Source organism: Leptolyngbya sp. FACHB-321, from assembly GCF_014695975.1.
GTDB lineage: Bacteria > Cyanobacteriota > Cyanobacteriia > Leptolyngbyales > Leptolyngbyaceae > Stenomitos.
Genome location: NZ_JACJPI010000085.1, coordinates 15780 through 29019 on the forward strand (window position 1 = coordinate 15780; position 13240 = coordinate 29019).

General features: G+C 52.5%; 16 protein-coding genes. 6 read left to right on the top strand and 10 right to left on the bottom strand.

Annotated features, from left to right (window positions below):
- Positions 1 to 314: 314 nt before the first annotated feature.
- Positions 315 to 695 carry an AbrB family transcriptional regulator gene (locus H6F76_RS28035; RefSeq protein ID WP_190513304.1) on the top strand — a complete coding sequence of 127 codons (381 nt, stop codon included), beginning with the start codon at positions 315 to 317 and terminating at the stop codon, positions 693 to 695.
- Positions 696 to 823: 128 nt separating this feature from the next.
- Here the strand turns inward: H6F76_RS28035 and H6F76_RS28040 are convergent, their stop codons facing one another.
- On the bottom strand, positions 824 to 1834 hold the full coding sequence (locus H6F76_RS28040; protein ID WP_190513305.1) for a tyrosine-type recombinase/integrase: 1011 nt from the start codon (positions 1832 to 1834) through the stop codon (positions 824 to 826).
- Between the two features lie 394 nt (positions 1835 to 2228).
- Here H6F76_RS28040 and H6F76_RS28045 point away from each other — a divergent pair, with 394 nt between their 5' ends.
- Complete coding sequence (locus H6F76_RS28045) at positions 2229 to 4106, top strand: hypothetical protein (protein WP_190513307.1); 1878 nt, start codon at positions 2229 to 2231, stop codon at positions 4104 to 4106.
- Positions 4107 to 4385: 279 nt separating this feature from the next.
- Positions 4386 to 4730: a hypothetical protein gene (locus tag H6F76_RS28050; protein WP_190513309.1), complete on the top strand. Its 345-nt coding sequence runs from the start codon at positions 4386 to 4388 to the stop codon at positions 4728 to 4730.
- A 101-nt stretch (positions 4731 to 4831) separates the two neighbouring features.
- Here the strand turns inward: H6F76_RS28050 and H6F76_RS28055 are convergent, their stop codons facing one another.
- From H6F76_RS28055 to H6F76_RS28095, 9 genes are all read right to left on the bottom strand, one after another.
- A complete protein-coding gene (locus tag H6F76_RS28055) occupies positions 4832 to 5110 on the bottom strand; it encodes a hypothetical protein (RefSeq protein ID WP_190513311.1) in 279 nt (92 codons plus the stop codon).
- 125 nt (positions 5111 to 5235) lie between these two features.
- Positions 5236 to 6783: a hypothetical protein gene (locus tag H6F76_RS28060; RefSeq protein ID WP_190513313.1), complete on the bottom strand. Its 1548-nt coding sequence runs from the start codon at positions 6781 to 6783 to the stop codon at positions 5236 to 5238.
- Positions 6780 to 7157: a hypothetical protein gene (locus tag H6F76_RS28065; RefSeq protein WP_190513315.1), complete on the bottom strand. Its 378-nt coding sequence runs from the start codon at positions 7155 to 7157 to the stop codon at positions 6780 to 6782. Before H6F76_RS28065 ends, H6F76_RS28060 begins: the two co-directional genes overlap by 4 nt.
- A gap of 8 nt (positions 7158 to 7165) precedes the next feature.
- On the bottom strand, positions 7166 to 7819 hold the full coding sequence (locus H6F76_RS28070) for a hypothetical protein (protein WP_190513317.1): 654 nt from the start codon (positions 7817 to 7819) through the stop codon (positions 7166 to 7168).
- Positions 7819 to 8187: a hypothetical protein gene (locus H6F76_RS28075; RefSeq protein ID WP_190513319.1), complete on the bottom strand. Its 369-nt coding sequence runs from the start codon at positions 8185 to 8187 to the stop codon at positions 7819 to 7821. Before H6F76_RS28075 ends, H6F76_RS28070 begins: the two co-directional genes overlap by 1 nt.
- Positions 8174 to 8395: an SH3 domain-containing protein gene (locus H6F76_RS28080; RefSeq protein WP_347276149.1), complete on the bottom strand. Its 222-nt coding sequence runs from the start codon at positions 8393 to 8395 to the stop codon at positions 8174 to 8176. Before H6F76_RS28080 ends, H6F76_RS28075 begins: the two co-directional genes overlap by 14 nt.
- A complete protein-coding gene (locus tag H6F76_RS28085; protein ID WP_190513323.1) occupies positions 8368 to 8730 on the bottom strand; it encodes a hypothetical protein in 363 nt (120 codons plus the stop codon). The genes H6F76_RS28080 and H6F76_RS28085 overlap by 28 nt, the downstream gene beginning before the upstream one ends.
- Before the next feature lie 66 nt (positions 8731 to 8796).
- Positions 8797 to 9210 carry a hypothetical protein gene (locus H6F76_RS28090; protein WP_190513324.1) on the bottom strand — a complete coding sequence of 138 codons (414 nt, stop codon included), beginning with the start codon at positions 9208 to 9210 and terminating at the stop codon, positions 8797 to 8799.
- The gene (locus H6F76_RS28095) at positions 9200 to 9463 is read right to left on the bottom strand and encodes a hypothetical protein (protein ID WP_190513326.1); all 264 of its coding nucleotides are present in this window, start codon (positions 9461 to 9463) and stop codon (positions 9200 to 9202) included. The genes H6F76_RS28090 and H6F76_RS28095 overlap by 11 nt, the downstream gene beginning before the upstream one ends.
- Positions 9464 to 9629: 166 nt before the next feature.
- On the opposite strand from H6F76_RS28095, the gene H6F76_RS28100 reads away from it, so the two are divergent.
- The 3 genes from H6F76_RS28100 (at position 9630) to H6F76_RS28110 (ending at position 13132) form a co-directional block, all read left to right on the top strand.
- Positions 9630 to 9833, top strand: coding sequence for a hypothetical protein (locus tag H6F76_RS28100; RefSeq protein ID WP_106255759.1), 204 nt, complete (start codon positions 9630 to 9632; stop codon positions 9831 to 9833).
- Positions 9834 to 9844: 11 nt separating this feature from the next.
- Entirely contained in the window at positions 9845 to 10453 is a 609-nt protein-coding gene (locus tag H6F76_RS28105) for a Uma2 family endonuclease (RefSeq protein WP_190513328.1), read from the top strand.
- 477 nt (positions 10454 to 10930) lie between these two features.
- The gene (locus H6F76_RS28110; protein WP_190513330.1) at positions 10931 to 13132 is read left to right on the top strand and encodes a hypothetical protein; all 2202 of its coding nucleotides are present in this window, start codon (positions 10931 to 10933) and stop codon (positions 13130 to 13132) included.
- Positions 13133 to 13240: the final 108 nt, after the last annotated feature.

Sequence of the window (13240 nt, forward strand, 5' to 3'; positions counted from 1 at the left end):
GGAACGAAATTGTGCCAAGCGAAAGAAGGTTTGATGAAGCGATCAGCTTGGTTAGTTGCACCCCGGAGCAACGGTGCCACGCAGAATAAGGGTTTCAACCGCTGCAAAGGGGCAAAAAGGCCACTGTACTACTCCTTTTTGAGCTTTTTGTGTCCAGATTTAGTCCAGAGCCACTAGTACACCCCCAAAAACCGGTTTCTCTTTGACCACTCACTGCCCCCGTGCACTCAGCGATCGCGGTTAGCACTCAGTCAATTATGTGACCCACGATCCAGCATGATAAGAGTGCAGGTGATTGGCAGTAAAGCAGCAGCATGGCGAAACAAAAGACGAGCGAACCCCTGACAGGCGCAGCGTTATTACAGAAGGTCAAGACGCTAGCGACCCTGAGCAAGACCCAGAAAGCGAAAGCCTGCGGTTACTACACGGCCACGAAGGGTGGTGGGGAACGCGTCAACCTGCTGCAGTTTCTGAAAGCCCTCCTGGAAGCGGAAGGCATTGCACTGGACGAACCAGCCGCTGAGCGTGGTCGAGATGGACGCCGTGCCAATTACCGGCTTGCGGTGCAAGCGAATGGTCAATTGTTGATCGGCACCGCGTATACCGAGCAAATGGCGCTCCAGCCAGGTGATGCGTTTGAGTTAGTGCTGGGACGCAAACACATACAGCTTAAACAACTGGACCCGGTCGATTGAAGCACGACAGCGAGTTCGCTGCCCCACAACACAGCAGTCCAAAGCCAACCGATCGTTTCAATACTCAAAGGCACGACCGCACCAGTGGAACTCCATTGCTAAACAAGGGCAGTCAAAGCCTGACATAACTAAGGCGGCGCTTTCTCCACCGATAAAGCCGTTACATAATAGGAAAGGAGCATTTCAGCGCTCGTTCCCATTAAGGTTGTGATCTTATCTGGAGGCACTTTTTGCTCTACGAGCCTGCACACAAAAGTATGTCTCAGCATGTGAGGCGTAAAGTTTCTCAGACCCGCTTTCAAGGCATATTTTTTCACGACCTCCTGCACCCCTCGTGCCGTCATACTGCCCCTTTGCCCGACAAAAACGGGCGCTTGGCTGCTACCCTGCACTTGAGCACCTAAATGAAGCAGAGCTTTACGAACGTCTGGAGGCAGCACAAGCCTTCTCATGCGATTGCTTTTCCCCGGTTGTACACGTAACTGACCTTGTTCAGTCTCAAGGTCTAGATCAGCCCAGCGTAACTGACACAGTTCCCCCACTCGGATCCCTGTAGACAGCAGCACCTTGACAATGGCGCAATCACGGTAGTTCTGAGACTGCTCCACTGCTTCGAGCAGTCTCAGTTGTTCCTCCTGACTTAAGGGAGCCGCTCGTGCCACTGGAACCCCTCTGACCCGAACAGGGACGCGGGGCAGCCGCTCACTTCCTCGTGCCTCAGTTTGATGCAACCAGGTGTAGAAAGTCTTCAGTGCACCCAGCCTACGGTTCACACTATTAGGCTTTAGCTTCTGCTGGGTTAACAAAAACGCTTGATATTGCTCCAGCTCTTTCGAGGTCACCTGTGTGAGACCAAGTCGCTCGTACTCAGACAGCCTTAACCATTGACTAAAGGACTTTAAGTCTGAAAGGTAATTTTTGACCGTGAGCGGACTACGTCCCAATTGCTGCAGGTGAGCGGCAAAGCGCTCGCAGTAGTCCTTCCAATCTCCCTCCGCGGCACCAGGCTCTACCATTTTGCTGACTGAACGAGGCATTAAAGCATCGTGCTGCATCTCAAGCAGACAAAGCATCCAGTCCATCGTATCAAGCGTTTGCTTAAAAAACAGAAGGCTAAGCAAAAGCGAGAAGCCGCTCACGCTTGCCCAGCTTGACCTAAATTGCTTTAAACGGCGTTAACAACAGCAAATCTCGGTGTATATTTCTTATATACGCCAAGTTTATTCGTACTTTGGTGGCGTCAACTCGTTTTTGTCGCTGCTGTAGAGGCGCTCATTACCGCCTTGGTCTAGGAAGGGAGAAATTTTAATCGCCAAGGCTGAAATTACGACTGACTAGAACTTCTAGCCATTGCCCTGACTGAACACTGAATAGCTTGAACTCTCCCACCATTGACTTTGTTGGGGACTGTTTGTGCTGGAAACACTTGGCTTTGCGTTGTTACCGCTTGCTGACTGTCGCTATGCCAATCCTTGCAGGCGGGACGGTGCTTCTATCTACCTCAATTTCCACGTCTATTAGGCACAATCTGACATGAAACAGTACACCTTGAGTCTAGTTTTAGGGATCTGGTTACAGTCCAAAGAGTTCAAACAATCTAAAGACCCCAACCTCAGCAAGTATCTTCGAACAGCGCTCAAGCTCTACGTTCTTCCCGGAATTGATTCAAAGACAAAGCAGTTGTCGCCCAAGGAGATTGCTGCCTATAGTGCGAAGCTGAACGCCAAAAGGCTCAAGAACGCTTTGAGCCTCTTTGATGAGCAATTTGCGCTGGCCTTGGAAGCAGGCAAAACATCGAAGGCAACTAAGGGTAACTACCGCTCCGCTTTAGGACGCTTTATGCGCTGGCTAGTGAAACAAGCTTGGTGGCAGGAGATGTTTCCAGATGATTTACCAGCTTTTGTACCAAAGTTGCCAGAGTACATACCAAAGCCTGTTCTTAAACCGCGAGGGTCAGTTTACGCTTTCCCAGAAGACGAATTGCCAGAAAGTGTGAAAACAGAGTTTAAAAGTTTTGAAGTCTTTCGGCGTACAGGTGGGAAAAAACAACTGGTTAAGGGTGTAGTGGTGCGAAGGAAAAATGAGGTAGGTAAGCTCAGACCCGAATTAGAGGTGCTTGAAGAGTCTACCTTTACCAATGAAAAAGAAACGGTACTCCGCTTCTTTGGATGGTACGTTGACTTTAGTGAGGAGCATCCCAAACAGCCACTCTCTCTAGAACTAATCACTCACGTCCACTTAATTGACGCCTTTGCTGATTGGTCAGTCGAAGAGAGAGGAAATTCTCACATTCCTGCTATTGCTGCTGCTACTACTGCAATCGCAGTAGCAAAATGGTTGCATTTCGATGTTGTGAAACGTCGTAAATGGACGGATATCGATGTTATTGAAGAACTGAGAGAGCTCAGAAATGATTATCTGGAGGAATATAAAGATGAGAAGAAGCGCGCTGGAAGAAAGAAGTGGAAACTTAAGGAGATAACGCACGAAGAGGCTCGCCAGGTTGTGCAATACCTTCGGGAGCACTGTGCTTTGCATTTGAGCCGTCTCAGCATGGCGAAAGGCGCTAACGGTAGATACGTCAGAGGACATCAGCGGTCTATGGCATCTATCTTTAAAGCCTGGCAGGTTTATATCATCGTCAAGTATTTAACTTTCTGCCCAGTGCGGCAGGAGGAAATTAGAAGCCTAGAGCTGGGCAGAAACATTTTCAGAAAAGTTGATGCTCAAGGAAACCCATACTACGAAGTTGAAATTCCACCTGAAGAGAACAAAAATGATTTAGACCGTAATTATAGATTGCCAGATCTTCTGACCAAAGATTTAGATACCTGGATTTATGTTTGGCGGCCAATGGCTGATCAAGTGGTTAAATCCCTCGATCGTTGGCTTGAGTTTTGGGGTTTTAGACCGGGTGCCTTGGAAAAGCTTCAACAAAAATTAGCAGAGGCTGAGGCTGGCAAACTGCATGAGTATGCCAAAGAGCAGGAGAAGTGTATCAAAAACTATGCGAGAAGAGTCAACGGTTTACAAAGACGGATGGCTGTCTTGGAAACAGTGAGAGGCAATCTTGATCAAAACAAGGGTTTGTTTATCATGACAGGTAAAAGTCAGCATGCAGATGCCTTCGGCAAGCTACATGATGAGGGCACAATTCATAGTCTGGTCACGCATGCTGTTGCCCAAGCGACGACAAAATTATTTGGTAGCCCACGCTATACAAATCCGCATGCTTTCAGACACATCGCAGATAAGCATGTGCGGATGCTAGGCAAGGATCCAAAAGCTTTTGATACTCTCATCGCCCACTCTGAGGAAATGGGGGATGAGTACGCCGAGCAGCTTATGTCAGAGCGCGATTTGACGGATGCCATTGTCAACAACTGGTGGGAAGAAGATAGCCACAGTTGATTAGCGTGTTCTGATCTCTCTCAAAATGGCATTAGCACTTAATGCTGCTGGTTCATATCGGGCTCTACACATAGCAGTCTGACTTCTTGACTATGGACAACGGTGTCTACACCATAGACACGACATCCAGCTGTTCAAAAGAGGTGCAGTAAGCGTTTCTCTGAGAGCAAAGCCGGGGGCAAGTTAACCTTGCCCCGGCTTTGCTCTCAGCATCTCAGTACAGCAGATATAGTACGAATAAACTGCTTTCATCGTTAAAATTCTGACTGGATATTAAAGATGATTGCACTGGCATTTTTACTAAAACCCCAAGATTTCAATGTCGAAAAAGAGACCAACTTTGCTACGGCTGGAGTCAGTGCTGATGCGTCATTCCAATTTGCGATCGCCCCGGTAGCGAAGGCTATGATCGAGTGTTTGCAGGTCGAAATCTTGGACCTTTACTATCCTGGCTTTACGCTCTCCCTGTCTGACATGGAAAAGCGCTCAGAGGTTGATGAGGCAAACATCGCCAGTCTTCTTTTCAAGGGCGGTATTTCAACGAAGAATGAGGCTCGTACAAGAATGGGGCTACCGGCCTTAGAAGCGGCTGGTCACAACTTTATTGATGGCAGCAGTACTTAGAATAATTTATACTCTGATTTTGAGCGCTAAAGATTGAAAAGCATTCGTACTTTCTAGAGTACGAATTCGTACTTTACGAAAACTCGCCGTTTCAGCCTCTGTCATTGCCAAGGCAGCGGCGATGGAAAGGATGTTTCTGAAGGCAGATCTGTTGGTAGTGATGGCGGTCGCATGAGTTGCAGCAGTGCCTTCTGTAGCGTGGCACTGAATCCTGCTCCAAGTTTTAGTTTCAACAGGTCATTGGTCGCCAACTCATCCAGCGTTTGGTAGCTCAACTGGTACTCCAGAATCGAGACCACTTCTTCCAGCCACTCGTCGGGTAGTTGACCACGCAGTTCACGCCGAATTTGGACGATGACAGGGTTAGGGTGACTGAACATACTGTGAGCTAAAGCCTCTTAAAAAGTGCCGTAACCAGTGCCGTGTTGACTGCCGTAAACCTGCCGTCTGCGGTGCCGTAACACTGCCGTACGGCACACGGCAGTTGACGTAACATCCACTCCGTCTAGGTTTCCAGCCAACGCACCCATTCGGCGCGGGAAGTGCCGTTTGAGAAGGTTTCGATCAGGTTGAGGTGGATCAGCTCCAGTAAAAGTTCAGACACCTGTTCACCGTTCAAGCCGTTATTTTTACCCCAACTTTTCTTCACGTCCCGCACCGTCATTTGTCCTTTCTTACGCAGGTAGAGGCCTAAGTTTCTGAGGTCGCTCGTGGGTAACGCCTCGAGGCGACTACGGGTAGACTGTGGTGCATTTGGTGGTGCATTTGGCGGCGCATCGGCTTGCCAACAATCCTTCAAAAAGTCCACCAATTGCGCTCGCAAGTCGGAGGGTGGGCTTGGCGAGACGGGTGGTGGTGAGACGGGTGGAGCTGGCATTGGTGGCTGTGTCCACGGTGTGAAGTCAGTCACCTTGCGCTCAATCTGGGGCAACGCCACCGGCAACCACTCGGCATGACAGGGCAACTTCAATTTGCCTTGACCACTGGAGACCGGCTTGCGCGTCGTGGGGTGGATCGTGGGGATGAGCTCCAATTCCAGCAGCGCCGCATCCCGTAAGCGGGCAATCCCTTTCGCATCACCCAGCGCTGTAAGCGTCCGATCGTGCGCGACAAACAGGGGTGGCATGAGCACTTTGCGACTATCACTCATGGCGGACTTGAAGAACTTACTCCCGATGTCACCCGGCAGGCGGTCGGCCCAGTTCGTCATTTCTTCCGAGACCACGCTGGTAATGCGCTGCTGCTGCCGTAACGACTCTTGCCAGTCTTCCTCGGTTAAACCTGAGCGGTTGAACTCTTGGTAGCGGCGCTCGATTTCATCGAGGTACCACTGCAGAAACTCAGCGATCGCGGGGTAATCCATCCCGGCACCGATATGCCGGATGCCCTTCCATTCATGGTTAGCCGCGTGTGGATCCAGCAAAATCACTTGATGCCCCGCTCGCACCTTTTCCATCACTAGATAACGCGCCGTCCAGCTTTTCCCGGCTCCCATGCCACCAAACAAGAGCCCTGGATATTCCAGGAAGTTTTGCAGGTACGCCGTCGGGTCAACCGTGGGCTCAGATGTGGGTGTGACGGGCATCGATGGCTGCTCAGGCGGGGCGGTTGTTGCCACGGGCTGCGGGGGAGCCTGCTGTGGCGGCGCTGTCACGTCCTGATAGTCCGCATCTTGGACGTCTGACAGATAGGGTGCCATTTGGGGGTAAAGTCGTTCGGCAGCCTGCAACTGCGCCACCTGTTGATAGCCTTCTAACTCCGCGTGATGGGCGATCGCCTGCAGTTGACCTTGCTGCAGCCGCGTTTGACGCTCCCACTCCTGATACTGGCGACGGTAATCGCGTCGGGTTTGGGTCAGCAGCCAGGCGGACACGCAAAGACCGGTGCCCATGAGCGACAGCGGAATTTTGCGATAGGCCGCCTGATAAGTGAGCTGCGTACCTAGAAAGCGGAACGTCTCTGGTTGATGCAGGTAGCCGCTGACGGCTAGTGCCGTGCTAGTCATGCCAGCCGCCAGCAGCCCCAGAATCTGCGGCAGATAGGGGTCTTTCACCGTAAAACCTCCTGCACTTGTTGCTGCACCTGCTGTTGCACCTGTTGGCTAGTGTGGGCCAGTTGGTCAAACCAGCCGGTGAAGAGGGCGACGGCTAGGGCGGTCGCCAGGGCGAGTAACCGCGCACTGCGAGACAGGTAGGCAGGCAGTGCCAAGGACAGGAGACAGGCGATCGATGCGATCCAGTAGAACGGCAGCAGCACTGTCACCCACCGGGCGAGCAAGGTGACGGTGATGCCCAGGGCAAACAGCCCCATGAAGCGGCTCATGCCTTCCAGGGCGTAGTCGAGCCGATCCGGTTCGGGTACTGCCTCTGGCTCGTAGTAGTCATCGGACGGTGGGAGCAGGAGGGGTGAGTCATAGGGGTCAAACATGCTTCACCTCACACTCGAAAGAAGTCTTTGACACCATGCCAGAAGCCTTTGCCAGGTTTGCCAGCGGTGCCGTAAGTCAGCCGTTCTTTGCGGGTTTCCGCCTGTCGCCGCAACGCTTCCTGCACTTGCATCTGGCGCTGTGCCTGGGGCACTTTCTCGCCGATTGCTTTCGCACGGTTCTGATGGCGCAGGTGAATCAACTTGATCGCACTCTGGAAGTCCAAACGGTTCAGGTCATACTCGGAGCGATATTCGGCTTCGAGCTTCTGCATCCCGTGTCCAGCTTTCTGATTGAGCAGTTGCAGATGCTTGTCGTAACCTTTAGAGAGCAGCCACGCATCGAGCAGGCTCTTATCGATTTGCTTAGAGCCTTTCTCGGCTTGCTTCAGCACGCGTTGGACAAACTGTTCGTACTCAACTTGCCCTTCGATCAAGGTAGTGAAGTGCTTCTCCAGGATTGGCAGCACGTCTTTCAGACGGGTCATAGCAGTGGCGCGGTCGGCAAACAAAGCGAGTTCGTGGTCGCTCATCTGCGCTAGGCGTGCCAAGTCAATGCCAAAGTAGCGGGTAGCACGTTCGGTCAGCGCGCCCGCGTGCGGCAGGAGGTGAGATTGGATACCCTTAGGACCGCTGCTGTAACCTTTCGCTCTTGGTGCGGACATCAGTGACACTCCTTCGTTTCAGAGGACCAGAATAAGAAACTGCTGCGCTGGGTGTCGCAGAGGGGTGAGCGGGGGACAAGGACAACGCGCTGACTAGCAGCACCGGCGAAAAAGCCCAGCAAATAACCGCCTAAGACAAACCCAAGTACCGCTACTACGCCAAGCAGCATGGTGTTGAGTGGTTCACGGTAGGTAGTGACACGCTCAGACGTAGTAGGCGTTTGTGCTTGAGCGAGAGCAGTTTCGAGCGGGGTAAAGGTGGTGCTGCCGTCCGGCTGCTGTTGCACTAGATAGGGTCTGCCTGCTTGGTTCGACCAGACGCACAGTTTGGCCGATGCGGCGGGTGGTAGGGCTTTAGGGTTGGGCATCAGTTTGTCCTCCAATAAAGTTGCTGGCGAGCCAACCGGATTGACTCCGCCAACGTACGGGCACCCACGTCACGCCGTCTTGCTGCACGCGGCGATCAGGCGACAGTTCTACCAGGTCACCGTGCAGCAACACGCCCAAGACTGGACTTTGAAAACTGGGCGCGGCGCGGAAGTTGGCGGCTACGCCAGGGCTCTGGATATGGGCGATCGGAGGGTGGCAAGGTCATGCGGGGTTGCTGATGGGGCATTGGTTACAGCCGGTGTGGGCGGCGCTGCAGACGTTTCTGGCTGTGGTGTGATCGCATCTTCCGATGCTAGTGACGGGGTCGGCAGCGGCGAAACGAAAGGTGTAGCGGTGGGAATGGCGGCGGTTGTGGCGGGTGTCTGCTGTTGCGAGAAACCGAAGCCGAACATTAACAGCGGAATCGCCAGCAAGCCCAGAGCCAGGGGTAAGCCCCAATGAGTGGTGGCTTGAGGTTCTGGTGGTGGCACTGGTTGCAGGGTGAAGAATTGTCCCTCGGTCGGGTTAGGAGGCTGTGGCATGGCTTTAGCACCGTGACGGTGGTTGAGACTGACGGGGCACAGTGTCTGACAGACGCAGCGTGTGGCTTACAGCGGCAACGCACCAGCGGCTGTGTAAGGGGAGATCGCCAGGAAGTTGCTGGTCAAGTCAGGCACCTCTAGGGCATCGTCCAGCAGCACTGCAAAGTCGGCGCGCTGATCGGGGTGTCCGCTGAGTTCTGCGACCAGATATTGCTGAATGCGGAGTTGAGATTGCCGCAGGCGCTCGGCCATCACTTTGGCGGTACTGCGCTCAAACTGGGTCAATTTGGCATCGAAGGCAAACACTTGGGCGTTGATGGTGTTGACACCCGTCTGGGCTAAGGCAGTAATGGCATGGGCGCTTTGGTGATCCAGTTCAGAGAGCCGTTGCTGTTGCTGTTCAACGTTAGGGTTGGGGCGCTTGGCTTTGGGTTTGTGTCCGTTGACGGATTCTTTGAGCGCATCAGTGTTAAGGGGCATGGGTTTCTAGCTCCTGAATTAGTAGGGTTTTGAATTTGGCGAGCGAGCGGCAGCGTTTGAGAAATAAGACAAGACTGATCAGCACGGCTAAATCACTGTCGTCATAAAGCCCGTAGGCATTTGGCTCGATGTGAAGTTGTTCGATCCACCATCGCAAGGTGCGGTCAGGGACTTTCCGACCTCTCACTCTTGAGAGTCGCCACGCTAACTCTTTAAGGGAGTGACCCGGCGGCTGTAAGACATAGACGGTCATGGTTTTATCGCTTCCATTGCCGCGTTATCCGAAAGGATCCCGTTGCAATGAAATAGCAACGAATCTCGTAAAAGATGCTAGCATAAATTACATCAAATGCTACAATCAATGCACTTGATTAGTTTGATGCAGAAAGAAGATCATCCAGAGAGGAAGGATATGATTTATGCATTCCAAGCGGGAAGCAGACGATATGCGGCGTACAACCGTATCTTTTGAGGATGATCAGTTTGAAATTCTCGAAAAATGGGCAGATAAAGAGATTCGGACAGTGCCGAACCTCATTCAAGCGATCGTAGTCAGTGTTCTAAGAGGAGAACCGCCAAACGTTCCAGACCTTCCAGGGTTGGAGAAGTTGAAAGGCAAGTAAGGGGTAATCGCATGATTGCAGCGATTGAAAAACCGATGAGTTTTGAGGAGTTCGTCACTTGGCTACCCCAGGACGGACGCTACGAGTTGATTGATGGAATTGTTTTCGAGATGCAACCAACGGGTGGACATGAAGATGTCACTGATTTACTGTCCACAGCGCTCACTCTAGAGGCGAATCGGCTGCAATATCCTTACAAGTTCCCTAGGCGAGCACTTATTAAGGCTCCTAGCTGGAACACAGGCTATCTACCCGATGTACTGGTAGTTGATCGCCAAACCTTGGCAAAGGAACCCCTTTGGCAGCAGGAAGCCACCATTACTAGAGGCAGCACTATCAAGCTCGTTGTCGAGGTGGTCAGTACCAACTGGGAAACTGACTACGCCCGCAAATTTGAAGACTACGAAACGATGGGAATTCAAGAGTATTGGCTGGTCGATTACTTAGGACTAGGCGGCACTCGCTATATTGGCAAACCAAAACAACCTACTTTTTCAGTCTATGTACTTAGAGATGGAGAGTATCAGATGAAGCAATTTAGAGGTAGGGAGCGGATTGAGTCTCTGACTTTCCCAGAGTTAACACTGACAGCTGAGCAAGTCTTCAGGGCTGGTCATTAACCCTGGCCGCTGCCGTTAAAAATCAGAGCAGGGTGTCCGGATCTGGGAGCAGATCAAATATACTCTCTAAAGCCGAATTGCTGAGCTGAGAAACACGGCTGATACGTCACCAAGTTTGTTCTTTTGAAAGCGCAAGGAGCGTGGTTATGTTCTAGGAATATCTAGAAGCCAAAAACCCCCACTGCGGGAAACAGAAGGGGTTAGAAGGCTTGTTATTAAATTCAAGGATAGGGGCGGGGACTCTAACTCACAGCTTTGGCGAGCACAAATGTTAGGTCATCCAGCTTTGCTATGCCAATTTTAGTGGCAATTTGTCAAAAGGTGCAACCTTTTTGACAAATTGCTCTAGTTTTGGCATGGCTTCCTATCCGCTGTTGTTCCAGCCATAGGGAGTAAACTTGTGCATCAAAGATCAAAAAATAAAAGGCAGGGAAAGCAGCCCCTGCCGTACGTTTGTCTGGGCAGGGAGGCGTAGCGATGAATCTCCCTGCCTCCCAATTTCAAGCAATTCAAGAGTCAGACGCGTTCTTGAACCTCTTTCCACAGCGGTTCGATTTCATCTATGCCGAGCATCCAGACCCGGGCGATCGCCCTGACTGGAAAACTGAAGATAGGCATCCCTTGAGCGATCGCCTGCTGCAAGCAGGCGCTTACTTATACGGCGTGCGGTTTGGCAAACAGACCGACTACCTCATGCTTGATATCGACATCAGTAGTCTCTACCACCCCCAGAGCGATCACTTGGCCATCCCCCGCCTACTAGCCACACTAGAGCCGTTAGGTTTAGTCGAAACCATCGCCGTTACCAGTAGCTACAGCGGTGGACTCCACCTCTACCTACCCTTCCAGAAGACCCAAGAAACTTGGGCGGTCGCCCAGGTCGTCTCCACCTTGTTGGCTAACGCTGGGTTCAAACTCAAACCAGGGCAACTCGAACTCTTCCCCAACCCCAAACCCTTTAGCGAAACACCCAACCTCTACGCTGCCCATCGGCTGCCCCTGCAAGTCGGCTCCTACCTGCTCAACCGTGACTTCCAGCCCATCTACGGCGACCAAACTACGTTTGTACAACGCTGGCAGTTCGCCCAGCAGCGCAACGCCATCGACCCACGCACCCTGAAACGAGTTTTGCAACAGACGAAACGCAAACGGTACAAACTCTCTGGCAAAGCCGAGAAATTTCTCCATGACCTGAACACCGAAGTATTAAGCGGGTGGACCGACACCGGGCAGACTAACTACCTGTTAGGTCGCATTGCCATGCGGGAATACATCTTCGGCCATGTCCAGCGTGGCTCTGCTCCTCTCACTGGTGAAGACCTCGCCGCCGCCATCTGTGAAGTCGCGCAATCGCTCCCTGGCTTTGAGACCTATTGCAGCCATCGAGCCCACCTGGAACAACGAGCCATGTTCTATGCCCGTTCCATCCAGTCCAGCCGCTACTACCCCTTCGGCTCCAAGCACCAGGCAAAGACTGCACCCTTACTAGAACCAACTGCACCACCCAAGCCCAACTGGAACCAGACGCAGTCACAAGCCGCCCGCGATCGCATCCAGCACGCTCTTAGCGACTTACAGCAACGCCATGCTTTACCAGAGACAACGACCGCCCGTAGAGAAGCAATCAGAGCCTATGGGATCGGGAATCAAACTTTAGATAAATACAAGGAGTTGTGGCATCCAAAGTATGTCAAACCCATACAGGGAGGGGGCTACCACCCTGCCGATACAGATTCCATCCACGTGGAATCGCTAGAAGTCATACAGGGAGGGGGCTACCACCCTGTTGATACCAATAAGCTTGTGTCCCATGCCGCTGCCCCCACAGGGCAAGCGGTTGGGTCTTCAGAGGTTGGGGGGGCTGGGGGGTTTTCCACAGGTTCACCCCATAAATTCATCTCTCAGAAGTCTGACAGGGTAGAGAAGCAGCTTGCTAAGATGCAGGTATGGTGGGACAGCGGTGACCCGATTCTGGTGGCAGAAGCCCAGCAGTTCTTTACGTCCCAAGCACGGAAAGAGTTGGTCAGTCTCGTCGGCACTGATGCCACGACATCAGTGCAACTTGAAGGTTGGTTGAGCGAGGAGGCAGTCATGCCAGGTGGGTTTGGACGAGCGCAACCGCAACGTCGCGGTAGTAAGACTGCCTTGCAAGAAGTTCGGCAACTGAGTGTTGTGTCTCCACCGCCAGTGCCGGACGCGGCTGCCGATCAGGTCATGCAGGCAGAAGTCGAAGCATTCTTTGCCCACTACCAGCAAGAGCATCCGGAAGCGACGGCTCTGGCTTGGTCGGCTGGTGTTTACAATCCGTTGGCAACGGTCGATTTACTGGCAGTGGGTGCCCGTTACCTGGAGCCTGGTGAAGAAGACTGGCTGGCTCTGGCACGTATGGTAGGCTGGCTGTGCGTTGAGGACGAGCTGGATGCCATTTATTTCACAGCGCCACCACCTGCCTTTGCATTGGAGCAAGCTGATTGGTATGTGCGCCCAGATTTCACGAGCTTTCTGGAGTCACCAGTACTGTTGCGAGCGGTGGTGCAGCAGTTCCCTCTTCCGGAAGCGAGTCTCCGAGAGGCGATCGACCAGAAGGTAGCAGCGTTGGGTTGGTCAGCGGAGCAGCGCACTCGCTTTGTGATGGAGTTGTTTGAGCAGCCGGAAACTGATCTAACTAAGGGTGGGTAGTGCTCAAGATGTAATGATAGAGAAGTAGAGTTGTTCTCCTCCTATGCCTGCCTGCCCCCTTTGTGCGTCCGTCAAAACGGTCAAGAACGGACGTATCCACAATGGTAA

Bases quoted from the DNA above. Each gene is read 5' to 3' on its own strand.
- H6F76_RS28075 (WP_190513319.1), bottom strand. From the start codon at position 8,187: ATGCCCAACCCTAAAGCCCTACCACCCGCCGCATCGGCCAAACTGTGC.
- H6F76_RS28105 (WP_190513328.1), top strand. From the start codon at position 9,845: ATGATTGCAGCGATTGAAAAACCGATGAGTTTTGAGGAGTTCGTCACT.
- H6F76_RS28055 (WP_190513311.1), bottom strand. From the start codon at position 5,110: ATGTTCAGTCACCCTAACCCTGTCATCGTCCAAATTCGGCGTGAACTG.
- H6F76_RS28110 (WP_190513330.1), top strand. From the start codon at position 10,931: ATGAATCTCCCTGCCTCCCAATTTCAAGCAATTCAAGAGTCAGACGCG.
- H6F76_RS28065 (WP_190513315.1), bottom strand. From the start codon at position 7,157: ATGTTTGACCCCTATGACTCACCCCTCCTGCTCCCACCGTCCGATGAC.
- H6F76_RS28100 (WP_106255759.1), top strand. From the start codon at position 9,630: ATGCATTCCAAGCGGGAAGCAGACGATATGCGGCGTACAACCGTATCT.
- H6F76_RS28050 (WP_190513309.1), top strand. From the start codon at position 4,386: ATGATTGCACTGGCATTTTTACTAAAACCCCAAGATTTCAATGTCGAA.
- H6F76_RS28095 (WP_190513326.1), bottom strand. From the start codon at position 9,463: ATGACCGTCTATGTCTTACAGCCGCCGGGTCACTCCCTTAAAGAGTTA.
- H6F76_RS28035 (WP_190513304.1), top strand. From the start codon at position 315: ATGGCGAAACAAAAGACGAGCGAACCCCTGACAGGCGCAGCGTTATTA.
- H6F76_RS28045 (WP_190513307.1), top strand. From the start codon at position 2,229: ATGAAACAGTACACCTTGAGTCTAGTTTTAGGGATCTGGTTACAGTCC.
- H6F76_RS28090 (WP_190513324.1), bottom strand. From the start codon at position 9,210: ATGCCCCTTAACACTGATGCGCTCAAAGAATCCGTCAACGGACACAAA.
- H6F76_RS28085 (WP_190513323.1), bottom strand. From the start codon at position 8,730: ATGCCACAGCCTCCTAACCCGACCGAGGGACAATTCTTCACCCTGCAA.
- H6F76_RS28070 (WP_190513317.1), bottom strand. From the start codon at position 7,819: ATGTCCGCACCAAGAGCGAAAGGTTACAGCAGCGGTCCTAAGGGTATC.